Annotated in this window: 14 protein-coding genes; 2 read left to right on the forward strand and 12 right to left on the reverse strand. The window is 67.7% G+C overall.

Annotated features, from left to right (window positions below):
- The first annotated feature begins 120 nt into the window (after positions 1-120).
- Both BAU07_RS11035 and ypfH read left to right on the forward strand, forming a co-directional pair.
- Positions 121-1,158, forward strand: coding sequence for a zinc-binding alcohol dehydrogenase family protein (locus tag BAU07_RS11035; protein WP_066657337.1), 1,038 nt, complete (start codon positions 121-123; stop codon positions 1,156-1,158).
- A gap of 54 nt (positions 1,159-1,212) precedes the next feature.
- Positions 1,213-1,914 (forward strand): esterase, encoded by a 702-nt coding sequence (gene ypfH / locus BAU07_RS11040; protein WP_066657339.1) that lies wholly within the window; start codon positions 1,213-1,215, stop codon positions 1,912-1,914.
- 20 nt (positions 1,915-1,934) lie between these two features.
- Here the strand turns inward: ypfH and BAU07_RS11045 are convergent, their stop codons facing one another.
- The 12 genes from BAU07_RS11045 to BAU07_RS11100 all read right to left on the reverse strand — a co-directional run bounded on the left by BAU07_RS11045 (position 1,935) and on the right by BAU07_RS11100 (position 25,019).
- Positions 1,935-3,407, reverse strand: a complete 1,473-nt coding sequence (locus BAU07_RS11045; protein WP_232338282.1) for an efflux transporter outer membrane subunit — start codon at positions 3,405-3,407, stop codon at positions 1,935-1,937.
- Entirely contained in the window at positions 3,407-4,384 is a 978-nt protein-coding gene (locus tag BAU07_RS11050) for an efflux RND transporter periplasmic adaptor subunit (RefSeq protein ID WP_066657342.1), read from the reverse strand. The genes BAU07_RS11045 and BAU07_RS11050 overlap by 1 nt, the downstream gene beginning before the upstream one ends.
- Before the next feature lie 3 nt (positions 4,385-4,387).
- Entirely contained in the window at positions 4,388-4,600 is a 213-nt protein-coding gene (locus BAU07_RS11055; RefSeq protein ID WP_066657345.1) for a DUF1656 domain-containing protein, read from the reverse strand.
- Positions 4,597-6,651 (reverse strand): FUSC family protein, encoded by a 2,055-nt coding sequence (locus BAU07_RS11060; RefSeq protein ID WP_066657347.1) that lies wholly within the window; start codon positions 6,649-6,651, stop codon positions 4,597-4,599. Before BAU07_RS11060 ends, BAU07_RS11055 begins: the two co-directional genes overlap by 4 nt.
- Entirely contained in the window at positions 6,648-7,139 is a 492-nt protein-coding gene (locus BAU07_RS11065) for a MarR family winged helix-turn-helix transcriptional regulator (RefSeq protein WP_066657349.1), read from the reverse strand. Before BAU07_RS11065 ends, BAU07_RS11060 begins: the two co-directional genes overlap by 4 nt.
- A 75-nt stretch (positions 7,140-7,214) precedes the next feature.
- The gene (gene treY / locus BAU07_RS11070; protein WP_066657351.1) at positions 7,215-9,914 is read right to left on the reverse strand and encodes a malto-oligosyltrehalose synthase; all 2,700 of its coding nucleotides are present in this window, start codon (positions 9,912-9,914) and stop codon (positions 7,215-7,217) included.
- Positions 9,911-12,046: a 4-alpha-glucanotransferase gene (gene malQ, locus BAU07_RS11075; RefSeq protein ID WP_066657352.1), complete on the reverse strand. Its 2,136-nt coding sequence runs from the start codon at positions 12,044-12,046 to the stop codon at positions 9,911-9,913. The genes treY and malQ overlap by 4 nt, the downstream gene beginning before the upstream one ends.
- Complete coding sequence (gene treZ / locus BAU07_RS11080; RefSeq protein ID WP_084025594.1) at positions 12,043-13,875, reverse strand: malto-oligosyltrehalose trehalohydrolase; 1,833 nt, start codon at positions 13,873-13,875, stop codon at positions 12,043-12,045. The genes malQ and treZ overlap by 4 nt, the downstream gene beginning before the upstream one ends.
- Complete coding sequence (glgX, locus tag BAU07_RS11085) at positions 13,872-15,980, reverse strand: glycogen debranching protein GlgX (RefSeq protein ID WP_066657360.1); 2,109 nt, start codon at positions 15,978-15,980, stop codon at positions 13,872-13,874. The genes treZ and glgX overlap by 4 nt, the downstream gene beginning before the upstream one ends.
- Before the next feature lie 5 nt (positions 15,981-15,985).
- Complete coding sequence (gene glgB / locus BAU07_RS11090) at positions 15,986-18,181, reverse strand: 1,4-alpha-glucan branching protein GlgB (RefSeq protein WP_066665294.1); 2,196 nt, start codon at positions 18,179-18,181, stop codon at positions 15,986-15,988.
- 49 nt (positions 18,182-18,230) lie between these two features.
- Positions 18,231-21,590, reverse strand: coding sequence for a maltose alpha-D-glucosyltransferase (gene treS / locus BAU07_RS11095; RefSeq protein WP_066657363.1), 3,360 nt, complete (start codon positions 21,588-21,590; stop codon positions 18,231-18,233).
- A 45-nt stretch (positions 21,591-21,635) separates the two neighbouring features.
- Positions 21,636-25,019, reverse strand: a complete 3,384-nt coding sequence (locus BAU07_RS11100; protein WP_066657367.1) for a maltotransferase domain-containing protein — start codon at positions 25,017-25,019, stop codon at positions 21,636-21,638.
- Between the last annotated feature and the right edge of the window lie 80 nt (positions 25,020-25,099).

The following is a 25,099-nucleotide window of genomic DNA, read 5'->3' on the forward strand; positions in this document are numbered from 1 at the left end:
TGCTCCTCGCGGCTGGATTCTCTTCGCCACGGAGCAGCTGTTGTTCGGCTGCCGGGCTGTTTCGGTCGCAGCCGGCCCGGCCATAATCCGCCCACCCTTTATTCCGCTGCCGAGATGACCATGAAAGCGATCGTTTATGACCAGGCCGGCCTCGAGCCGGAGAACCCGCGTGCCCTTTACGAAACCGATATCGCCGTGCCGACGCCGGGGCCGCGCGACCTGCTGGTACGCATCCATGCCATCGCGGTCAACCCCGTCGACACCAAGGTGCGGCGCGGCATGACCCCCGATGGGCCGCGCATCCTGGGCTGGGATGCCGCCGGTGTCGTTGCCGCGGTGGGTGCCGAGGTTTCGCTGTTCCGGCCGGGCGATGAAGTCTTCTACGCCGGGTCCCTGCTGCGGCCGGGCACCAACGCGGAATACGCGCTGGTGGACGAGCGCATTGCCGGGCACAAGCCCGCCACGCTGGATTTCGCCCATGCCGCCGCCTTGCCGTTGACGTCGCTGACCGCATGGGAATTGCTCTTCGATCGCCTGGGCGTGCCGGAAGGCGGCGGTGAAGACCGCACGCTGCTGGTCACCGCGGGGGCGGGCGGCGTCGGTTCCATACTGGTGCAACTGGCGTCCCGCCTGACGCGCATGACCGTGGTGGCCACGGCGTCCCGGCCGGAAACCCAGGCCTGGGTGCGCGAGCTGGGCGCGCATCACGTGATCGACCATGGCAAAGGACTGATACCCGAGCTCAAGCGTGTCGGGGTATCGTCCGTCACCGATGTCGCCAGCCTGACGCACACCAGCAGCTACTTCGCGCAGTTCATCGAGGCACTCGCCCCGCAGGGCAGGATCGCGGTGATCGACGATCCGGATACCCTGGATGTCGTGCCGCTGAAGCGCAAGGCGCTGTCGCTGCACTGGGAACTGATGTTCACCCGATCCATGTACCAGACCGCCGACATGGTGCGGCAGCATGAGTACCTGGAGCGTGTCGCGGCGCTGGTGGACCAGGGCGTACTGCGTTCCACGCTGGGCGAACACTTCGGCCGCATCGACGCCGCGAATCTGCGCCGTGCCCACGCATTGCTGGAAAGCGGCAAGGCGCGCGGCAAGATCGTGCTGGAAGGATACGGCGAAATGGCGGCTTCCCATCCCGCTGCGTAAGCCTAGAATGACGCTCATGGGCGGCCCACGCCGCCGCTGCACGGGGAGCGGCCTATGAGTTCAATCAGCGATATCGAGTCCCTGCCCACGCAGGGGGAAGTGCGGCAACTGTTCATCCTGCTGCATGGGGTGGGCGGCCGGCCGGAAGACATGCAGGCCCTTGCCGGCGCCTTCCGGCGCGCGTTTCCCCAGGCCGCCATTGTGACGCCGGCGGGCTTCGAGCCGAACGATGGGCCGGGGGGCGGCCGCCAATGGTTTTCCACGCGTGGCATCGACGAGGGCAATCGCCCCGGGCGCGTGGCGCGCGCGATGCCGCCCCTGGTCGATTACATCCGGGCCTGCCAGGTGCGCTTTCATCTGCTGCAGAGCGATACGGCGCTGGCCGGGTTTTCCCAGGGAGCCATCATGGCGCTGGAAGCCACGGCGGCGCACGACGGCCTGGCCGGGCGTGTACTGGCCTTTTCCGGACGGTACGCGGCCATGCCGCATTGCGCGCCCCTGTACACCACCATTCATCTGCTGCATGGGGCCGATGACAGCGTCATGCCGGTGGCGCATGCCCGGCAGGCACAGGCGCGGCTCGACGCCTTGCATGGCGATTCCACCATCGACGTGGCCACGCGCGTGGGCCACGAATTGCATCCCGCCCTGATCGACCGGGCCGTGCTGCGCCTGCAGACATGCGTACCCTTGCGCAGTTGGGAAGCCGCGCTGGGATTGAACCAGGCCGCGCCCGCGGGAACCGTGCTGCACTAGGTGGCGCGTCCGGCCGGGGTTCAACGCACCGTATCCGGCGTTTCGCCGGTCTGCCAGCCGCCGCCCAAGGCAAGGAAGAGGGTGATCTGGTCGCTGGCCAACTGCGCCTGCGACGCCGCCAGCGCGCTTTCGTTGCTGGCCAGCGTGCGTTCGGCGTCCAGCACCGTCAGATAATCGGTCTTGCCGTATTGGTACAAGGTGCGCGCCTGTCCGGCCGCCTCGGCGCTCTGGTCCCGCGCGGCCTGCAAGGCCGCATGGCGATCCAGCTCGCGCGCATAGACTTCCAGCGCGCTCTCGGTTTCGCGCAAGGCGTTCAGTACGGCGGCGTCGAAGCGCGCATAGGCGGCGCGCGTGCCGGCTTCGGCTTCGGCGATGCGCGCCTGCACCGCACCAGTGTTCGGGATCGTCCAGGAGATCAGCGGGCCGGCGCTCCAGGCGAAGGTGCTGGCCTGGCCGAACAGCGACGCCGGCCCGGCGGACGCCGCCGACACGCCCAGGGTGATCCTGGGATACAGGTCCGCCGTCGCCACGCCGATACGGGCGGTGGACGCCGCCAGATTGCGTTCGGCCTGCCGGATGTCGGCACGGCGCCGCAGCAGGGCGGCGCCATCGCCCACGGGAATGGGCTGCTTGAGGAGCGGCACGGCGAAGCAATGGTCCAGTTGCGGGGGAAACTGCGCCGGTGTGTCGCCCGTCAGCGTCGCCAGTTGGAACAGCGCCGTACGGCGCTGCCCCTGCAAAGGCGGCAGATTGGCGCGCAGTTGCTCGAGCTGGCTGCGCGCGCGCGTCACGTCCAGCGTGGTGCCGCGCCCCAGGCGTTGCAGTCGTTCGGCGGCGCGCACCGATTCGGCCTGCACGTCGACGGAATGTTGTGCCGACTGCAGCTGCATGCCGGCGGCGCAGGCCGTGGTGTAGGCCCGCGTCGTCTGTGCGGCGACGGCGGCGCGTGTGGCATCGTAGGCGGCCTGGGCCGCGTCGCGATCGGCGCCCGCCGCTTCAATCGCGCGCCGGATCTGGCCTACCAGGTCGACCTGATACGAAATGCCGGCGCTGCCGCTGTATGACCATTGGTCTGGCGGACGATAGTCGGGCGCCAGTTCCTGTATTCCCGACACATGCCCAAACGTCGGCGACGCATTAAGCGTGGCGCCGGGGCGTGTCTGCGCCTGCGCTTCGCGCACGACCGCGTCGGCGCGTTCCAGGTTGGCGGCAGCCACGCGAAGATCGGTATTGGCTGCCAGTGCCTTGGCCACCAGGCCGTTGAGCGCCGGATCGTCGTAAAGCTGCCACCACCGGCCCGGCACGGCGGCATCCAGAAATGCGGCGTTGTCTTCGGCGCCCAGGAAGGCGGCGGAGGCAGCGGGGCGCTGCGCGACCGCGTCCGCCGGTACGTGGTAGTCCGGGCCGACCGTCGTGCAGGCGCCCAACGCCGCGACCAGGACGGTGCAAACCAGCCCGCGCGCCGTGGTCATGCTGGTGGCTGCGCGCGACATCACCATCCTCCGTCGCGCGTGGGGTGCGCCATGGGCATCGCCAGCGGCGATGGCTCTGCGGGGCGAGAGGACGGCGCGCTCGCGTCCGCCATCCGCTGCGTGGCGTCGTTCACCGACACCGTGGCCGTCTGGCCCGCGACCAGGCGGACACCCGGCGGAACATGGTCGATATGCACGCGCACCGGAATGCGCTGCGCCAGGCGTACCCAGTTGAAGTTGGGATTCACGTTGGGCAGCATGTTGGCGGCCGTGCTGCGGTCTCGGTCCGCGATGCCCATGGCGATGCTTTCCACATGGCCGCTCAGCGTCCGTGGGTCGCCCATCAGGGCTACCGTCACACCCTCGCCTTCATGTATGCGCGGCAGCTTGGTTTCCTCGAAATAACCTTCCACGTAGAAGGATGTCGCGTCGACCAGGGCCATGACCGGACGACCGGCCGCCGCGTAGGCACCCACGCGCAGGTCCAGATTCGTCACGCGGCCATCGGTGGCCGCCACCACGCGGCTGCGTTCCAGGTTCAGGCGCGCGACATCCAGCGTGACCCTGGCCTGCGCCAGCGCAGCCTGCGCCTGTTCCACCCGTGTCTGGCTTTGTTCGCGGATCTCGGCGGACACCAACTGGCCCAGTTCGCGGTTGCGTCGCGCGTCGCGCGTGGCCTGGTCCAGCGCCACCGTTTGCGATCCGACCGCGGCCCTGGCCTGGTCGAAGGCGAGCTGGAAGCGCGCGCGATCGATCTCGAACAGCACATCGCCGGCCTTGACGTCCTGATTGTCATGCACGGGCACGGCGGTGACCAGGCCGGATACGTCCGGAGCTACCTGCACGACATAGGCTTTGACACGGCCATCGCGCGTCCACGGTTCCAGCTCGTAATGCGCCCAGAGGCGCCAGCCGGCGAACACGGCGGCAAGCACCAGCAACGCGGTGACGGCGAACCTGGCCAGCGCGAGCGGGCCCAGGGTGAAGGGGAGCTTCATGGACTATCTCGAAAAAATAAGGGGTGAAAGACACACCATGCCGTAGAGCAGTACGACGTATAGCGCCAGGTCGAACAGGGCCGGATGCCAGACGAGGCGATAAACCCCCGTCAAGGCGAGCAGACGGCGTACCGACCAGGACAGGCCCAGCGTCAGGACGGCGAGCACCAGCAGCCACGGAAAATAGATGCCGTACAGGCTGATTTCGCCAATCATGAGAGGCTCTCCTGGCCGATACCGCCCGGGCCCGATCCGACGCCATACGGCGGGGCCTGCGGAACGAGGCCCCGGCGCAAGCCCACCAGCGACACGATGGCCCGTTCGCGCGGTGCGCTGGACGGGGCGCTCGTCACGCGCGCCAGGGCCCGGTCCAGCCGAGGCAGGAAAACGTCCGGCATGGCGGAACGTCCGTGGATGCGTCCGCGAAACCATTGCGCGAGGCAGCCCAGCACCGGCCGGATGGCCGCATCCGCGACGGGCAACTGGCGCCGAGCGCGCTGCAGCTCGACGATCTCGTGGCCGATCCGCAGATCGAGCAGGGTGTCTTCCTCCACCGGCTCGTCGTGCCGGCCGCGCACCGCCAACCGCGTATAGAGCAGGCCGATGCGGTCGAGCATACGTACCGCGTAGCCGTTGCCCGTGGGCGGGCGGTCGGCTTCGGCAAGTTGGGCCAGTTCGCGCCAGTTGGCGGACTGGATGCGACGCGCGCTGTATTCGGAGCTGATCTTGCGCAGCAGGGCGGCGACGATGGCGGCGGCGCCCACACCGATGATCTGGGCGATCATGGTGTCCAGGAACGACACGATGTCCGCCGTGTTGGTGTCGTGCAGCGCCAGCGTCCCGGAAAAACCGAAGAAGATCGCCATGGCCTTGCCCGTGCTGGCGGGCCGCGCGATGTAGATGCCGCAGGCAAAGCACACCGGGAACATCGCAAGGGCGACCATCTCGAAGGAATGCACGCTGGGCAGAACCACCAGCAGATACACCGCCGACAGCGGTATCGAGACGACCGTGTAGACCAGGAACTGCATGATGCCCGGCACAGGGTCGTCCTGCGAGGCGAAGAAGCAGCTGAAAATGGCCGCCATGAGCGCCGCCGTCGCGCCATTGGTCCAGGCCGTGCCTATCCAGAAAGCGCAGCATGCGCCGATGGCCACGCCCGCCGATATCGCCGACAGCAGCGCGATGCCATGGTCGTGGTGCAGCGCGCGATTCGACGTCGCCGCCTGGCGCGGGATCGGCGTGGGCGCGCCCGACAGGCCGGCCTGTATGTCACGGCGCAGGGCGAAACCCTGTTCGCACTGGTCGATCAACTCGCGTAGCCGGGCGGTCAGGCTGACCATGAGCAGATCGCACCAATCGGAATCGGCGTCGATCGGCGGCGCCAGGCTTGCCGCCCGGTCTCGCAAGGACTGCGCTCCCGTACCGTTGCCGCGCGGACCCGCTTCGATCCACGCCGAGATATCGTCCAGCAGCGGCGCCAGGCCGGCGGGCAGGGGGCGGTCCAGCGCGCGCAGCGCGCGCAGACGGTCTTCCAGCGACGAGACGGTCGGCGTCAATGCCGCCATGCGATCCTGCATGGCCGAGACCGAGCGCGCCGTCCAGCGGATATTGCCCGTGTCATAAGGGACGTGGGTCGACAGCAGACGCAACTGCGTGATGTCGTTGGCCAGGGCACGGCGATCCCTGGCGCTTTGGGAAACCGTGTCGCCCCTCAGGGCGTCCTGTATCCAGATGCGCGCATCGCGCAGCGCCTGGTCCAGCCGCCCGATGACGGCCGGCCCGATGCCGCGCGGCAGGATCAGGCTGTGGGCGAGCATTGCGCACACAATGCCTGCGCTGATTTCCTCCACCCGCGCCAGCCCGATGTCGAAGACCGTTTCCGGCGCCGTGACGCTGGGCAGCCCGATCATGGCGGCGGTATATCCGGCCAGCATGAACAGATAGGAACGCGGGGTCCTGTCCAGCACGGCGATGTACAGGCACACCCCCACCCACAGGGACAGGGCCAGGACCATCAACAGCGGATAGTTGGCCAGGCGCGGCACCAGGAAAACCACCGCCGCGCATCCGAAGAAGGTGCCACCCAGCCGGAACACCGCCTTGGACCGCACCGCGCCGGCCCAGGGCTGCGCCACGATGTAGGCGGTCGTCACGGCCCAGAAAGGCCGAGGCAGGTCGATGAGCATGGACAGGTACAGGGCCGCCATCGCTCCGATGAAGGCCTTGAGCGAAAACAGCGATTCCTCGGCGCTGGGCAGCTTCATTGCGGGGGCTCGCGCCGTGCCGCCTGCGGCGGCGTGGGGATGGACTGGATGCGGGCCAGCGACGACTTGATGCTTTCGAAGACGCGGATACACGCTTCGATATCCGCCGCGTCCACGCCTTCGAACACTTGCCGCCGCAGTTGCCCCAGCATGCCCTCGACCTGTTCACGCAGGGCGTGGCCCGCTTGCGTCAGGTGCAGGGTTTTGGCGCGGCGGTCCAGCGCGTCCTCGCGGCGCTCGATGAGGCCCGCCGCGACGAGCTGGTCCAGGAGCCGGACGAGCGAAGGACCTTCGACCCCCATGGCTTCGGCCAGCACGCCCTGGCGCACGCCGTCTCCCAGGCGGCCCGTCCAGATGACGGGCCATGCCGTGGCCTGCGACAGGCCGTAGTCGGCCAGGGCCTTGTCTGCCGCTGCGCGATAGGCGCGGTGAACGACGAGGAGATGGCCAATCAGGGCGGACAGGGAAGGGTCGGAGGGCTTTTTCATGGTATCGATTATAAGCTAACTATTAGCTTCCTATCAATACCGACGGACGTCCCCGCCGGGCGTCTCGCCCACGGCTCAGCGGTCGACCAGCACCGCGACGGGGAAATCCGCCAGGGCTTCAGCCAGGGGCAGGATGCTGTCCGCGCCCACGCGGCGTTCCCGTCCGCTGAGGGCGTCCCGCAGCGTCGCACCCGCGTAGCGGTGAGGCAGGACGACCGCGGTGGTTTCCCAGAAGGCAGGATCGATGCGCGGCAGCGCGGTCGGCGGGGCGTCGGGATCGTCGCCATTTTCGGTGCGCAGTCCCTGGGCGCACAGGCGCGGCACCAGCGTGAAGACGCACCGGTCCTGCACGCAGCGCACGAATGCCAGCACGCGGTCCCCGCGCGTGCCCAGAACCGGCAGCGGCACATGGCCGCCCAGTTCGAATATGTCCGGTCGGGCACGCCGCGCCGCCAGCGCGCCGCGCACCACGGCCTGCTTAAGGCGGCCACTGCGCCAGTCCGCCAGCAGGGCCTCCGGATCGGTGGCATCGGGCGCATCCAGGGCGGCCGCGCGGGCGGCGTAGTCCACCGGTGCGCGGTTATCCGGATCGACCAGGCTGAAATCCCAGAACTCCGTGCCTTGGTAGAGGTCCGGCACGCCGGGCACCGTCATGCGCAAGACCGTCTGCGCGAGGCTATTGACGATGCCCGCCGGCGCGATGCGCGCGACGAAAGCCGCGATCTCGCAAGCGGGCGTGCCGGGGTCGGTCCCCGGTTGCAGCAGGCTGCGCAGCGTCTGTTCGCAGGCGGCCTCGTATTCCGCGTCCGGCACCACCCAGCTGGTGCGCAGCTTCGCTTCGCGCAACGATTTCTGCTGCCATGCCGAAACGCGGTCGCCGAAGGCACGCAGTCCGGCTTCGTCGTCCGGCCGCAGCGACAGGGGCCATGCCCCCACCAGGCATTGAAGCAGCATGTACAGATCGGCGGGATGGGGCGCCAGGACGCCCGTGCCGTTGTAGGTGGCCGGCGCATGCCGGCTCATCCAGGTCTGCACCGTGTCGGCCCACAGGCCGGGGAATTCGCTCAGTACCGCCAGGCGCGACCGCGTGTCCTCGCCGCGCTTGTGGTCGTGCGTGGCCGTGGCCACCATGGCGCGCGGGAAATGGCGTCCGCGCGCGGCGCAGCGACGGTGGAAGACGTCCACCGGCATGCTGAAGATCCCCGGATCGGCGCCCACTTCGTTGCGCGAGAGCAGGCGCCCATAGCGATAGAAGGCGGTATCCTCCAGGGACTTGGCCGTCAGCGGCGGGGTCAGTTGCTGGAAGCGCCGGATGGCCTCGCGGCGCGCATCGCGTTGGGCGGGCTCGAACGCTTCGGGCGCCTCGGCGCCCAGCCATCCCGTCATCAGGTCGAGCAAGGGGGCATCGTCGCCATCGCGGTCCAGGCGGATGCGCGCGTGGGCCTGCGTGGCGGCGTGTTCGAAGCGGACACGGTCCATGTGGTGCCAGCCGTGGTCGTCGGCGTAGGTGCGATACACCGGGAAGACCGCCAGCAATTGCCAAAGCACGCGCAGTATGGCGGACTCGCCCCAGTCACGCGTGTGGAGGTCCATGCGCGCCACGCGATGCAGGGCGCGCGCCGCGGCGAAGCGTTCGGCGGGGAAGTGCCGCAGCAGCATCAGGTCGCGCGCCTCGGCCGCGACGGCGGCGAAAGGACGCCCGTCGCGTGATACGCGTTCCCATAGTTCGGTCAGGGTGGCTTCGCCGGCCGGGTCGTGCAGCACGGCGCTGACCTGGCTCAGGAAGTCATAGCCGGTGGTGCCATCCACCTTCCAGCGTTCGTCCAGCGTTTCGTCGTCGGCCAGGATTTTTTCCACGACCAGATAGGGATCGAGCGCGGGCAGGCCGGCAGGGCGCCGCGGCGTCCGCTCCGCAAGGGCCTCGCGCAGCCGGGCGCAATAGCCGATGGGATCGCTCAATCCGTCGACATGGTCGACCCGTACGCCGTCTATCAGCCCTTCCTCGTAGAAGCGCAGCGTCAGCGCGTGGACCGCATCGAAGACTTCCGGCCGGTCCACCCGCACGCCGATCAGGTCGCTGATCTCGAAGAAGCGGCGCCAGTTGATTTCCTCCGGCGCCGCGCGCCACCACGCCAGGCGGTAGTGCTGTCGCTCCAGCAATTCGTGCAGGCGTTGACGTCCGGATTCGGACGCCGCGTCGTAGTCGCCCAGCGTCGCCGGATCGGTCAGGTTCGCGGCGCGCAGGCTTTCCGGGCACAAAGGATAGGATGTGCCGTAGACGTCCAGATAGAAGCGGCCGCTCTCGGCGTCGTGGGCCAGCTTGAGGTCGCCGCCTTCCAGCGCCTCGCCATACGGTTTGCCGAGGAACGGCGCGAGCACCTTGCCGCGCAATTCCGGATCGACGAATTCCCAGGCGATGTCGAACCACTCCGCGTGCGGACTGGACTGCCCGGATTCCAGCACGCTGCGCCACCACGGGTTGTCCGTGCTGGTCGCCATGTGGTTGGGCACGATGTCGACGATCAGGCCCATATCGAATTCGCGCAGCCGCGCCACCAGCGCGCGTAGTGCCTTCTCGCCGCCCAGCTCGGGATTGACCTGGGTGTGGTCGAGCACGTCGTAGCCGTGCATGGAGCCGGCGCGTGCCCGGGTGATCGGCGAGGTGTAGACGTGGCTGATGCCCAGCCGGGCGAAATAAGGTACCCAGTCCCGGGCATCGTCCAGGGTGAAGCCGCTATGCAGCTGCAATCGTACGGTGGCGCGTGGTGCGGTCATGATGCTGTACTCCGGCCATGCGTCAGCGCCGCCACGCGGCGGCGTACGGGTTCCGCGTCGAACAGTTGAGCGGCATTCGCCTCCAGCCGTCGGCGCCAGTTGGGATGCTGGTCTATGGTTCCAGGCATATTCGGCTGTTCATGCACGGCCACCAGGTCTTCGGCGGGGACGATCACCAGCGGCGAGGCCGCGCGGCCGACGAACTGCAAGGCCTGCTCGACCGGCGCCTCGCCGGGCGGTTCGGCCGGCGCGTCCGGCGCCGCGCAGCCCGCCTGGCGTATCGCCTGCCAGAGGGCGCCGCGGTCGCGGTCGCGTTGCGCGTACAGGGACGACTCGGCCTCGTCTTCGGCCAGCAGTTGCAGCCGGCTGCGCCACGCGATATCCGTGCCGTCCCACCAGCCCGTGACCGTCGGAAGATCATGCGTGGAGGTCATCGCCACGGAGGCGCGCGGCCATGCCTGCGGCGCCTGGAAGGGGGTGGGATCGCCCCAGCCCTCGCGCTGGAACCAGAGCACGCTCATCCCCAGTATCCCGGCGCGCTCGATGCGGTCGTTGAAGCCTTCGGGCACCGTACCCAGGTTTTCTCCGACGATGATCGCGCGGTGGCGCCACGCCTCGAGCGCGACCAGCCGCAGCATGTCGTCCATCGGGTAGCGCAGGTAGGCCCCTTCCCTGGGCGATGCGCCGGCAGGCACCAGCCACATGCGCGCCAGCGCCAGGACATGGTCGATGCGCAAGCCGCCCGTGTAGGCGAGCGCCGCGCGCAGCATCTCCAGGAACGCGGCATAGCCGTTGCGCTTGAGCGAGCGCGGCGAGAAGGCGGTCAGGCCCCAGCTTTGGCCCAAGGGGTTGTAGACGTCGGGCGGGGCACCCGGCGACAAGTCGCCCAGGATATCGGCCTGGCGGCTCCAGGCATGGCTGCCGCCCGGGTCCGTGCCGACGGCCAGGTCGCCGATCAGGCCGATCGCCATGCCGGCCGAGCGCGCGCTGTGCTGCGCCTGCTCCAGGCCCCGGGCGGCCAGCCATTGCAGGAAAATGTGGAAGGCCACGTCCTTGTCATGGGCGTGGGCCCAGGCCCGCACCCCGGGCCCCGTGGGATCCCGCAGGTCCGTGGGCCAGTGGCGCCAGTCGGCGGCGTCGCCTAGCGGTGGCAGGTGGCGGGCGTGCAGCGCTTCGAAGCGCGCATGGCTTTCCAGCGGCTCGCCGCCGGCCACCCGGAAGCCCTGCAAGTCGGCGTGCTGCGCCGGTGTCGCGTCGGTGCGGAAGTCGTCGTACAGCCGTCGCATCACCTTCATGCGCAGCCGTGCAACGGCGGGCCAATCGATCAGCGGCAGATCGTCCAGCCGCATCGCCTCGTCGCCCATGCCGAGCGATTGCAGTACCGCGCCTACCTTTTGCTCGCCCAGGATGGCGCAGGGATCGGCGTAGAGGGTGTTCAGGAAAAGACGGCTGGACGGGGCATACGGGCTATAGCGCGAAGGGTCGGCCGCGAACATGGCGTGCACGGGGCTGATCGCGACGGCCGTGGCGCCCTGGGAGGCGGCGGCCGTGGCGAACTGCGCCAGCGCGGTGAAATCGCCCAGGCCCGCGGCCCGCGCGGGGTTCGCCTCATGGGGACGGCGCAGGCTGTACAACTGGGCGGCCACGCCCCAGGCACGCGGCGAGCCGGCCTGCATGACGTCCGCGATGCCGGGGCAGTGACGCGGCGCGACGGCCAGCGTCCATTCGTGCGAGCCGGCGCGCAAGCGATAGTATCCCGGGGCCTGGAGGGGGGGCAGGCGCACCCCGCCTTCCTGCACGCTGTCCGCGACCACGCCACGGGTTTCGCCGTTTTCGCCCAGCAGCTCGAACGACCTTTCGGAGGTGCCCGACAGTGCGATGGGGGCATCCGTTTCGGCGATCACCAGGCCATCGTGCGGCGCGTCGTCATGCGCCAGCCGCCCCGCGCTTTCGCGCAGTTGTTCGACCGTGCCGGCGGGCAGCTCCAGCGCATGCAGCAAGGCGCGCAGGGAATCGTCCTGGACGCGCTGCGGGCGCCCGCGCGCGTCCGTCCAATCGACGGCGATGCCGGCGCGGTCGGCCAACTGCGCCAGCGCCTGGCTGTAATCGTCGGACAGCGCTTCCCCTGTCATGCCGACTCCTTCAACAGAACCACCGTGGAGCCATGTTGCAGCACGCCATCGTACAGCGCGCGGCCCGCGCCGGGTTCGCTTTCGAACAGCAGGACTTCGCCTTCGTGGTCGCCTTGCAACCAGTCAGGGCGGATATCGACCGCCCCCAGGTTCACATGGATGGACAATATCGCGCTATCGCTGAGCAGCCACTGCGCCACCACCGCGCGCAGGCCCAGGACGTGCGCCCCCAATGAACGGGCGCCTTCCAGCCTGGGCACGATCAGGCGATGCCGCAATTGCAGCAGGTTGCGGTAGTACTCCATCCATTCCTCGTCCGGCTCGGCCTGGTACGGATTGGAGCGCGCGAAGGTCTCGGGCTCGTTCGGGTCGGGAATGCGGTCGCGCGTCGCCGGGTTGGCGAAGGCGCGGAACTTCTCGAATTCGCGGCGGCGGCCGTCACGCACGGCCTGGGCCAGTTCCGCATTGGTGTGGCTGGTGAAATAGAGGAAAGGAGTGATCGCTCCGCGCTCCTCTCCCATGAAGATCAGGGGAATCTGCGGGGCCAGGAGCAGCAACGCGACAGCGGCGCGCAGGGGCCGCGTATCGTTGCGCAGCAACGCGGTCAGGCGTTCGCCCATCGCACGATTCCCCGTCTGGTCGTGGTTCTGCAGGAACAGCACGAAAGAGGTCGGCGGCAGGTGGGCGCTCGGTTCGCCGCGCCTGGTCCCGCCGCGATGGCCCGATGGCTCACCCTGGTAGATGAACCCGTCGGTCAGGCAGCGCGTCAGCTGCTGGGCCGGGTGCACGGCGTAGTCGCTGTAATAGCCTTCGCTTTCGCCGGTCAGCAATTGGTGCAGGACGTGGTGCCCATCGTCGTTCCACTGGGCCTGGTAGCCATGTTCCAGGGGATGGACCTGGTTGTCGTCATTCTCCAGCACCAGGTGGACCTGGCGTTCGGCGGGCAGGTGTGCGCGCACGAAACCCGCCATCTCTTCCAGCCAACCGGTGTCGCGGATGGCATGGACGGCATCCAGCCGCAATCCGTCGAAGCGGTATTCGGACAGCCAGTACAAGGCGTTTTCGGAGAAGAACTGGCGCACCGGCCGGCGGCGGAAGTCGATGGCGACGCCCCAGGGCGTATGCACGTCGTCGCGAAAGAAGTCCGACGCATACGCGGACAGGTAATTGCCGTCCGGGCCGAAGTGGTTGTAGACCACGTCCAGGAACACCATCATCCCCAGCCCGTGCGCCGTGTCGATCAGCCGCTTGAGTTCGTCCGGCGTGCCATAGGCGCAGTCGGGCGCATAGGGCAGTACGCCGTCATAGCCCCAGTTGCGCGCGCCGGGGAAATCCGCGATAGGCATCAGCTCGACGGCGGTGATGCCGAGTTCCGCCAGTTCGGGCAGGCGTTGCTCGATCCCCGCGAAACCGCCCGCGATGCCGGGATGGATTTCGTAGAACACCGCTTCATGCCAGGGGCGTCCCTGCCATTCGGTATTGCGCCAGACATAGCTTTCCGGCGCCGTCACGACGCTGTCGTCATGAACGTCGCCGGCCTGCAGGCGCGATGCGGGATCCGGTACGCTCAACTCCGCCGACACGCGATAGCGGTAGGGGGTGCCGGGCGGGCAGGGCGTCTGGATTTCGTAATAGCCTTCACCGACATCGGTCATGGCCAAGGGCTCGCGCCCCGGTATTTCCAGCATGACGCCGTGCTCGGCATTGGGGGCCCAGATCCTGAAGCGGGTGAGGCCGCTGGGCAGATGGATGGCGCCAAAGCAGGGCAGATGAGCCGCGCACGCCGTGGCGGCGTCGGCTGGGCTGGCGGATTGAGTATTGCCTGTCATGCGTGCTCCGTGGTGCGGTGATGTCCGCTCAGTATTGCGATGCCGTGCGCATGCATGGTGATGTGCTCGCCGTGTACCCGGTGTTCCGGTGCATCGGGTCGAGTCGAGTCCACTAGCATGCGCCATGCCATATCGTGCGGCAGAGCGAACACGACATCACCACCGCTGCCGTTCATCAGGGTCAATGTGACGTCCAGCCCATCAGGTGTGGCGGTCGCGCGGCGCACGCCCAGGGCGCGGCCCTGCGGATCGTTCCACGCAGACTCGGTCATGGGCTGCCCATCCACGTCGAGCCAGGTCACGCCCGTTACGCCGGGCGCCACTTCCTGATGCGCATTCATGTAGCGCGTGCTGCGCAGGCTGGGATGATGGCGGCGGCATGCCGCGACACGCGCGACGAAGCGCGTCAGCGCAACGCCCTCGGCATCGTCCGCCTGTCCCCAGTCCAGCCATGACACCTGGTTATCCTGGCAGTAGGCATTGTTGTTGCCGCCCTGGCTGTTGCCGAATTCATCGCCGGCCAGCAGCATCGGCGTGCCGTACGACAACAGCACGGTCGCAAGGAGCGCGCGTTGCACCCGGGCTCGTACCTGCAGTATTTGCGGATCGTCGGTCGGGCCCTCCACGCCCCAGTTGTTGCTGCAATTCTCGTTGTGGCCGTCGCGGTTGTCTTCGCAGTTGGCCTCGTTGTGTTTTTCGTTGTAGCTGACCACGTCGCGCGTGGTGAAGCCGTCGTGCGCGGCGACGAAATTGATGGAGGCCCAGGGCCGGCGATGCCGGCGGTCGAACAGGTTGCTGGATCCCGCGATGCGCTCGGCGAGGTCGCCACGCTGGCTGGGATCGCCGCGCCAGAAGCGTCGCACCGTATCGCGGTACTTGTCGTTCCACTCCGCAAACCCGGGCGGGTGCTGGCCCAGCTGGTACCCGTCCGGACCGATATCCCAGGGTTCGGAAATCAGCTTGAGCCGCGACAGCACCGGATCCTGGAGAATGGCGTCGAAGAATCCCGAGCCCGGGTCGAAGCCGGTGCCTTCCCGGCCGAGCGTCACGCCCAGGTCGAAGCGAAAGCCGTCCACGCGGTAGGCGGTGGCCCAGTGGCGCAGGGAATCCAGCACCATCTGCAGGACACGGGGATGCGACAGGTTGACCGTGTTGCCGCATCCGGTGTCGTTGATGTAGTAGCGCTCGTCCCCAGGTATCAGGCGGTAGTAGCTGGCGTTGTCCAGTCCGCGCCAGGACAGCGTCGGGCCCAGTTCGTTGCCTTCGCAGGTGTGGTTGTAGACCACGTCCAGGATGACCTCGATGCCGGCCGCCTGCAGCCGCCGGATAGCCATGCGGAAGTCGTTCGGCCCGCCCTGGGACAGGTAAGCCGGCTCGGGCGCGAAATACGACAGCGTGCTGTAGCCCCAATAATTGCCCAGGCCGCGCTCCACCAGGAACTTGTCCTGGAGAAACGCATGCACGGGGAGCAGTTCGATCGCGGTCACGCCGAGCTTGTGCAGGTGATCGATGAAGCGCGGGTTGGACAGCGCCGCGGCGGTGCCGCGCAGATGCGGCCGCAAGTCGTCGCGTCCCATGGACAGGCCACGCACATGCGCCTCATAGATGACGGTGTGTTCCCACGGCGTGGGCGCGGGACGGCTGTCGCCCCAGTTGAATGCGCTGTCGGTGACCACGCCCTTGGGCATGGCCGGCGCGCTGTCGCGGCGGTCCGGCACCAGGTCGCCGCGCGCGTGTCCGACGCGATATCCGAACAACGCATCGGACCAGCGCAGCGGCCCGAGCAGTTCACGCGCGTAGGGGTCGAGCAGCAGCTTGTGCGGATTGAAGCGGTGGCCGTGCTTGGGGTCGTAGGGGCCGTAGGCTCGGAAGCCATAGACCAGTCCGGGCGCGGCGTCGGGCAGATAGCCGTGCCAGATCTCGTCCGTGCATTCCGGCAGGGGCATGCGGCGGACTTCCTTGCGGCCGCGCGAGTCGAAGATGCAAAGGTCTATGCGGGTGGCGTTGGCGGAGAAGACGGCAAAGTTGACGCCCAGCCCGTCGCTGGTGGCGCCCAAGGGGTAGGGCATGCCAGGCGAGAGCCGGTCGGGAAGCAGACCAGGCATGCGGACTATCCTTCGTACTGGAACACCACGGTCGCCAGGGGCGGCAGCGTCAATGACAGGGAATGGGGCTGGCCATGCGCGGCGACATCGTCGGTATGGCGGCCGCCACCGTTGCCCACGCCGGAGCCGCCGTAGTCGCTGGCATCGGTGTTCAGGCGCTCGCGCCAATAGCCGGGGCGGGGTACGCCGATGCGGTAGTCGTGGCGCGGTACCGGCGTCATATTGCATACGGCCAGCACCCGGGCTTCCCCATCCTGCCGCATGAAGGCGAACACGCTGTTGGTGGTGTCATCGCCCACGACCCACATGAAGCCGCCGGGATCCGCGTCGTGGCGGTGCAGCGCCGGAAGCTCGGCGTAAAGCCGGTTCAGGTCGCGCACCACCTGCTGAACGCCGCGGTGCATGGGATCGTCGAGCGCCGGCCAGTCCAGGCTGGCGTCGTGATTCCATTCGCGTTCCTGCGCGATTTCGCCCCCCATGAACAGCAGCTTCTTGCCGGGGTGCGTCCACATGAAGCCGAAATAAGCGCGCAGGTTGGCGAAGCGTTGCCAGCGGTCGCCCGGCATCTTGTTCAGCAACGATCCCTTGCCGTGCACGACTTCGTCATGCGACAGCGGCAGGATGAAGCGCTCCGAATAGGCATAGACCATGCCGAAGGTCATGTCGTTGTGGTGGTAGCTGCGGTGCACCGGCTCGTGGTGCATGTAGCGCAGCGTATCGTGCATCCAGCCCATGTTCCACTTGTAGGTGAACCCCAGGCCGCCGTCCTCCGTGCGTGCCGTCACGCCAGGCCAGGCGGTGGATTCCTCGGCGATGGTCATCGCGCCCGGACACAGGCGGCCGATGGTGACGTTCATGTCGCGCAGGAACTCCACGGCTTCCAGGTTTTCCCGGCCGCCGTAGCGGTTCGGGATCCACTCGCCCGCCTGCCGGCTGTAGTCGCGATACAGCATGGACGCCACCGCGTCGACGCGCAGCGCGTCCACATGGTAGCGACGCACCCATTCCAGCGCGCTGGCGATCATGAAGTTGCGGACTTCCGTGCGGCCCAGGTTGTAGATCAGGGTATTCCAGTCCGGATGGAAACCCTCGCGCGGGTCGCTGTATTCGTAGAGCGATGTGCCGTCGAATTGCACCAGGCCGTGCGTATCGGTCGGAAAGTGCGCGGGCACCCAGTCCAGGATGACGCCCAGGCCTGCGGCGTGGCAGCGGTCCACGAAGCGGGCGAAGTCGGCGGGCGTGCCGAAACGTGCCGTCGGCGCGAAAACGCCCAGCGGCTGGTAGCCCCAGGACCCGCCGAACGGATGTTCCATGATGGGCATCAGCTCCAGGTGCGTGAAGCCCAGGTCCTTCGCATAGGGCACCAGGCGCTCGGCCAGGCGGTCCCAGATGCAGACGGCATCGTCGCCATCGCGGGGCAGCCAGGATCCCGGGTGCACCTCGTAGACGGCAATGGGCGCGTCCGGCGCATGCCGGCCGGCACGGTCGGCCATCCAGGCCTCGTCGGTCCAGGAAAAGTCCCCGGGGGGTGGCACCACGGACGCCGTTGCCGGCGGCATTTCAGTCTGGCGTGCCAACGGGTCCGCCTTCAGCGGCAGCAGGTTGCCCGCAGCGCCAATGATCTCGTACTTGTAGCGCTCGCCCGCCCGCAGCCTGGGCAGGAAGACTTCCCACACCCCGTTGCCATGCCGCAGCCGCATCGGATGGCGGCGGCCGTCCCAGGAATTGAAGTCGCCCACTACCGATACCCGCCGCGCATTCGGCGCCCACACGGCAAAACGCACGCCTTCGACGCCTTCGACTGTCATGACATGCGAACCCAGGCAGTCGGCCAGCGCTTCGTGGCGGCCTTCGCCGATCAGGTAGAGGTCGAGATCGCCAAGCAGCGGCGCGAAGGCGTAGGGATCCTCGGCTTCCTGGACCACGCCGGGCCATTCGGTGCGCAGCCGATACGAGCCGGGCCTGCCCAGGGGCAGGTCGGTGACGTCGCCCATGAAGAAGCCATGGCGGATATGGGCCAGGTCGATGCAATCCCCGGTATCGGCGCGCACCACCGCCACGCGCGTGGCGTTGGGGGCGAAGACGCGTACGGATGTCAGGTCGCCGCTGGGGTGTGGTCCCAGCAGATGGAAGGGATCGGCATGCCGGCCGCTGAGCAGGGCATCGATCTCGGCGCTCAGGGCCGCGTCGACCGACGGCATGCCGGGCGGGCTTTGGGAAGAAGAAGCAGTGGTCATGGGGCCTGTATTCCTATTCTGCGTTGGCGGGCGTCTGGCCCGAAGCGGTTTCGCTGGACAACAAGCGGTCCGCCAGCGTGGCCAGGCCGTTCAGTGGAATGCATACCCAATCGGGACGGTGCGCGGCCTCGTAGCCGATCTCGTAGGCCGCTTTTTCGATCAGGGCCAGGTCGATCAATGCCGACTCCTGGCTCTCATCCATCCAGCGGTGCTCGGCATTGCGCGAGACCTCCTGGTAAGCGGACAGGAAGGCCTCGTTGGCGATGTGGCGGAAGCGGTCTATGAGGTCGCGCCGGCGACGGCGCAGGACGGCCTCCGCGGGCTGCACCTCGGTGCCGCCCGATTCCGCATCGCCGAAGCCGTTGGCCACCGTGGCGGCCGCATAGTCGAACGACCGCAACAGGCCCGCGACATCGCGTGATGCGCTGCTCTTGGCGCGACGTTCCGCCAGCGGGCGGGCCGGTTCCCCTTCGAAGTCGATGATGTAGGCATCGCTCTGCGCGACCAGCACTTGTCCCAGGTGGAAATCACCATGGATACGGATATGCATCGATCCGGCTTCATGCGCCGCGAGGGACTGTATGACTTCGACCAGTTCCTCGCGCTGCGCGATCAGCCGTTGCGCCTTTTGGCTGCTGCCGGCATCCAGCCGGGAAGCGTTGTCCTGGAGCAGCTTCAGCCCGCGATCGAGCATGGCCACCACATCGGCGGCGCGCTTGTCGGCATCGTGCGCGTTGGCGCGATGCGGCTCGAAGGCCGCATCCTCGCAGGGCTGCGCCAGCGTGGCGTGCAACTCACCCAGCCGCTTGCCGATGGCGCAGGCGAAGGCGGTGTAGCCGCGCAGGTCTTCGTCGTACTCCGCGGCGCTTTCCGCCGTGAGCGCCGCGGCTTCCAGCGTGCGCTTCAGGTATTCCAGCGTCCAGCTCCATGCGTCGCCCTGGTTCGTGATGACCGTATGCATCAGCGCGAGCGTGTGCGGCGTGCCGTCTTCGTCGACGCGCACGATCTCCCCGAGCAACTGGGCGCTATTGGCATAGCCGGCCTGCGTCAGCCGGCGCGTCATTTCGGCCTCGGGATGGACTCCGGGCACCACGCGCCGCAGCAGCTTCAACATGACGCTGCCGCCGATGGTGATGGAGCTGTTCGACTGTTCGCCCGTGAACCAGCTGACTTCCGCATCCGGCGGGATATCCAGGTCCTCCAGCCCCGCCTCGCCCCGGAAATGAAGGACGGCGGGCGGATGGGCGCGCGGCACCGGCAGTTCCAGCCGTTCGCGCAGCCCGCGCACCAGCGCGTGGATGAAGGTGGGCAAGGTATAGGCGTCGGTGACCATCCCCATTTCCGCGGCGCGCCGCACGCGGGCCAGCGCATACTGCTGCGCCATGGGCGGCAGCGTTTCGCTCCAGATCAGGGCGACGGGCAACAGGAAGCGCGTGGGCTTTCCATCCAGTTCCACCTGCATTTCGGCGATGAAGCACTCCTGGTCGGTTCCCTTGAGTTGCACGGCATAGGCGGGCTGGGCCGAACGCACTTTCTGGTCCTTGGGGAACCAGCGCTGGCGTGCGAGGTAGATCGGCAGCACGTCTTCGCGCAGGGAACGCACTGCGCCTTCGGTCAATTCGTAGCCGGCGCGACCGCGCAGGACCAACGTGTAGTATTCGGGCATTTGTTCCGGATGGGTGGCATGCCAGGCGGGCGGTGACGCCACCGAGCTCAATTCGAACCAGTAAAAACCATAGGGCGGCAAAGTCAGCAGGTAGGGGAGTTCGCCGATCGCGGGGAAGGGCGTTCCGCCCAGCAGTTCGACGGGCACGCGTCCGTTCATCGCGGATAGGTCCAGTTCCACCGGCTGCGGCGCGCGCGACAGGTTCGCGACGCAAAGGATGACCGTGTCTTCGTATTCGCGCAGGTAAGCGAGAATCTTGCGGTTGCCTGGGAACAGGAAGCGCAGCGTGCCACGGCCGAAGGCGCGCGTCTGGCGCCGCGTGGCCAGCATGCGGCGCGTCCAGTTCAGCAGCGAATGCGGGTCGCGCGTCTGCGCCTCGACGTTGACGGCTTCGTAGCCGTACAGCGGTCCCATCAAGGGCGGCAGCGGCAGGCGTTCCGGATCGGCACGCGAGAAGCCGCCATTGCGGTCGGGCGACCACTGCATGGGCGTACGCACGCCGTCGCGGTCGCCCAGGTGCACGTTGTCGCCCATGCCGAGCTCGTCGCCGTAATAGATGACCGGCGTGCCGGGCATGGAGAACAGCAGGCTGTTCATCAACTCGATGCGTCGCCGGTCGCGTTCCATCAGCGGCGCCAGGCGGCGCCGTATGCCCAGGTTCAGGCGGGCGCGTCGGTCCGCCGCGTACACGTCCCACAGGTAATCGCGCTCGCTGCTGGTGACCATCTCCAGCGTCAGTTCATCGTGGTTGCGCAGGAACACGGCCCATTGGCAGTTCTCCGGGATGTCCGGCGTCTGCCGCATGATGTCGGTAATGGGAAAACGGTCTTCCCGTGCGATCGCCATGTACATGCGCGGCATCAGCGGGAAGTGAAAACACATGTGGCATTCATCGCCCTTGCCGAAGTATTCCTGGGCGTCTTCGGGCCACTGGTTGGCTTCCGCCAGCAACATGCGGCCGTTGTACTCCGCATCCAGCTGCGAGCGGATTTTCTTCAGTACCGCGTGCGTTTCGGGCAGGTTCTCGTTGTTGGTCCCCTCGCGTTCCACCAGGTAGGGCACGGCGTCCAGCCGCAGTCCGTCCACGCCCATGTCCAGCCAATAGCGCATCACCCCCAGGACTTCCTTCAGCACCTGGGGATTGTCGTAGTTCAGGTCGGGCTGGTGGGAATAGAAGCGATGCCAGAAGTATGCGCCGGCCACCGGATCCCAGGTCCAGTTCGACTTTTCCGTATCCAGGAAGATGATGCGCGTGCCGGCATAGGATTGGTCGTTGTCCGACCACACGTAGTAGTTGCGTGCCGCCGATCCCGGCTTGGCGTTGCGCGCACGCTGGAACCAGGGGTGCTGGTCCGAGGTGTGGTTCACGACCAGTTCGGTAATGACGCGCAAGCCGCGCGCATGCGCCGCACGGATGAACTTGCGCACATCGGCCAGCGCGCCATAGTCGGGGTGCACGCCGCGATAGTCGGCGATGTCGTAGCCGTCGTCGCGGCGCGGCGAAGGGTAGAAGGGCAGGAGCCAGATCGTGTTGACGCCCAGCGCGGATATGTAGTCGAGCTTCTCGATGAGCCCCGCGAAGTCGCCCACGCCGTCGTTGTTCGCATCGAAGAACGACTTGATGTGCAGTTGATAGATAACCGCGTCCTTGTACCAGAGCGGGTCGTCCCTGTCGGGGGTGTTGACGGTGCTGTCTTCTGTCGTCATGGTTGCTATCGCCTGCTTGTTCGTCTTCTGTTGGGGGCAAGGGGGCTACGCGGTACCCGTGACCCGCCATATCCGGAAAGGCTGACCGGGATGCAGATAAACCGTCTGCTGCTTGCCCTGCCAGGATTGGTGTCCACCGTCGATCAGATCATCGGCATAAAGCGTGCCGTGGTCCGGCAGCCCGAATTCCCATAGCGGCAGCTCCAACTGCGCGACCTGGGGCTCGAACGGATCCAGGCTGATGGCCACCAGCACCACGTTGTCGCGCTCGGGCGTCGCCTTGGAGAAGAACAGCACCCGGTCGTTGTAGGCCGTATGGAAACGCAGGCCGAGATGGCTATGCAAGGCCGGGTTCGCGCGGCGCAACTGGTTCAATTGCGTGATCTCGCGCACGATGTTGCCGGGACGGTCGTGGTCCCAGATGCGGATCTGGTACTTCTCCGAGTCCAGGTACTCCTCCTTGCCCGGCATGGCGGCGGCCTCGCACAGCTCGAAGCCGTTGTAGACGCCCCATAATCCGGACAGCGTCGCCGCCAGGGCGGCCCGGATCAGGAAGCCCCCGCGCCCGGAGGCCTGCAGGAAGCGCGGGTTGATGTCGGGCGTGTTGACGAAGAAATGCGGGCGGAAAAACTCCGCAGGAGGCGCCTGGTTCAGCTCGGTCAGGTATTCGGTGAGTTCCTGCTTGGTGTCGCGCCAGGTGAAGTAGGTGTACGACTGCGTGAAGCCGATCTTGGCCAGCCGGTACATCATCTTAGGCCGCGTGAATGCTTCGGACAGGAAGATGGTTCCCGGGTGGCGGCTCTGCACGTCGGCGATGAGCCACTGCCAGAAAGGCAGCGGCTTGGTATGCGGGTTATCGACGCGGAACACGCGCACGCCCTGGGCCGCCCAGAACAACACCACATCGCGCAGCGCGCGCCACAACGGCGTCTGGCGCGAGGCGCCCGCCCTCGGCCCGTAGAAATCGACGTTGACGATGTCCTCGTATTTCTTGGGCGGATTCTCCGCATACTTCAGGGACCCGTCGGGACGCCAGTCGAACCATTCGGGGTGTTCCTTCAGCCAGGGATGGTCGGGCGAACATTGGATCGCGAAATCAAGCGCGATCTCCAGTCCGTGCCGGTGCGCCGCCTCGATGAGGCGCTTGAAGTCGTCCAAGGTGCCCAGCTGGGGATGCAACGCATCGTGGCCTCCTTCCTCGGCGCCTATCGCGTACGGACTCCCGGGGTCGCCGGCGCCGGCGCGCAAGCTGTTATTGCGTCCCTTGCGATTGCGCCGCCCGATGGGATGGATGGGCGGGAAGTAGAGCGTATCGAAGCCCATGTCGCGGATGCGCGGCAACTCGCGGATGACGTCGTCGAAGGTGCCGTGCCGGTCGGGATCGTCGGTCTGCGAGCGGGGGAATATCTCGTACCAGCTGGAGAAACGCGCGGCCGCTCGATCCACGGTGACGCCGTATTCGACCGGCGTGGTGTATTCGAAAGGGCGGTCGTCGGCCTGCCGCATGGCCTCGGCCGTGTCCTCGGCGAGCAGCACGGCGACCTGCTCGGCCGTGGGCGCGGCGAAGACCGGCGGGGCGGTCTCATCCGCCTTGCGGCGGCCGCGGCGTGGCTTGGGCGCTTCCGGCTCGAAACCGAGCACGCGCAGCGCGTGCTGCAGCACGGTCGCCGCCGGCGCATCGCCCGGCAGCCGCTCCAGCGCCTGGGTGATGGCCTGTTTGCCTTCGGCGGTTTCCAGCGCGATGTCCACGCCGGCGGCGTGCTTTTTCTGCAATCCTTCGCGGAACGAGGTCCAGGTATCGGCCCAGGCCTGGATGACGAAGTAGTGCCGGCCGTTGCGGCGCGGCACGAAGCTGCCCTGCCAGCGGTCGTTGTTCAGCAGCGTCATGGGGACGCGTTGCCAGTCTCTTTCGTCGGCGGGCCGCCACAGTACCGCCACCGCAATCCTGTCGTGGCCGTCCATGTAGACATCCGCCTCGACATGGATGGGCTCGCCCACCACGCGCTTGACCGGGAAGGCGCCATCATCGACCGCAGGCGCAACGCGTTCCACCACGACGCGGGGCGCACGCATCGCGGCGGTTACGGAAAGCCGGCCTTCGTCGGAAGTCGGCATCCGCACGGGGGCAAGGCGGCTGGCGCCCAGGCGCAGGATCGCTCCCGGACCCAGGCGGTCCGGCACCTCGCGAGCGGGCCGTTCCGCTTCCCAGCTATCCAGGCGGGAATAGTTGTCCGGCAGCCGTGCGCACAGCGCGGGCCAGTCGACGGAGACTTCGCGGTGGTCATCGGGGTTCAGCACCACCATGCGGGCATGGCTGCGCCCCGAGCCCGGGACGGCGAAAGGGCGGCCATCGCCGCGGAACAGCGCCGTGACGGCCGCTTGCGGCCCCAGCAGGCTGTGCAGCGGGCCCTGCGCGGCGGTGGTGCGCGCCAGCCATTGGTTGGCCTGCGAGATGTCTCCGTGCAGGGCGGGGTGGGCTTCTGCAGTCGTCGGCGCGGCGGACCCTTCGGACGTCGGCGCTCCCTGTATTTGCAGCGCCTCTGTCGCGCCGTCCTCGAAGCCCATGGGCACCAGCACGCCGGCATCGCCGACCACGGCGGCCGTCCACAGCGCGCGGGCGGCGTTCTGGTAGCGTCCATCGCTGTCCGGCCGCCACGCCGCCACGCGCTTGGCGTAGGGCGCTTCCACGGGCGCGATCACGGGCGCGACTGCGCGCAGGCGGACATATTCGTCGGCCAGCCACGGTGCGCGATAGTCCCACCAGGGCAGGGAGGAGAACACCCCATCGAAGCCCGCGCCCGTCAGGCCCTGCAACTGCCCGAGGTTCAGTCCTGGCGTCCACGCCAGAAAGCGGCAATCCGGGCGTACCGCACGCACGCCTTCCATGAGGTCGCGCCATTCGGCGGCGTTCAGGTGCTGCGGCGACAGGCAACGAAACCCGGCAACGCCGTTCTGCACCCACAGGCCCAGCCGTTCCACCCAGTGCGCAATGAATCCCTCCGGCGCCGCGCCGGCGTCGCGCTGCAGGGCAATTGCGTAGCGATCTTCCAATGGCTTGCGCGGATCGCGCAGGGCGTCCACGCCGTCCTGCGCCGCATACCACGGGGCATGCGCCCGCGCCATGGGCCCGTCGGCGGCGACGCGATCCAGCACGAGGTCGACGATCAAGGCCAGGCCGTATTTACCGCACAATGTCGAAAGGGTGGCGAGCGCCTGGTCCAGCTTTAGCTCGCCGCCCAGCGCAGGGTTGAGTTGGTCAGGGTCGCTGGGGACGTACGGGTTGCCGGCGGCATCGGGCGCCCAGAGCGGCGCCGTCATCAGGGTATCGAAACCCAAGGCCTTGGCACGTGCGCACAGCGTCGGCCAGCCTCCGTCGGCGTGGTTGGACAGCGGACCGGCGAGGACGGGATGGACGTAGTAAATGCGCATTGATGGGCTCGTGAGTGTCTCGTTGAAGATTGCGGAATGACCAACTGCCACGGTATGAGGCGCAGGCGTCTGCCGGGGAG

It is taken from the genome of Bordetella flabilis, from assembly GCF_001676725.1.
In the GTDB taxonomy this organism is placed as follows: domain Bacteria; phylum Pseudomonadota; class Gammaproteobacteria; order Burkholderiales; family Burkholderiaceae_B; genus Bordetella_C; species Bordetella_C flabilis.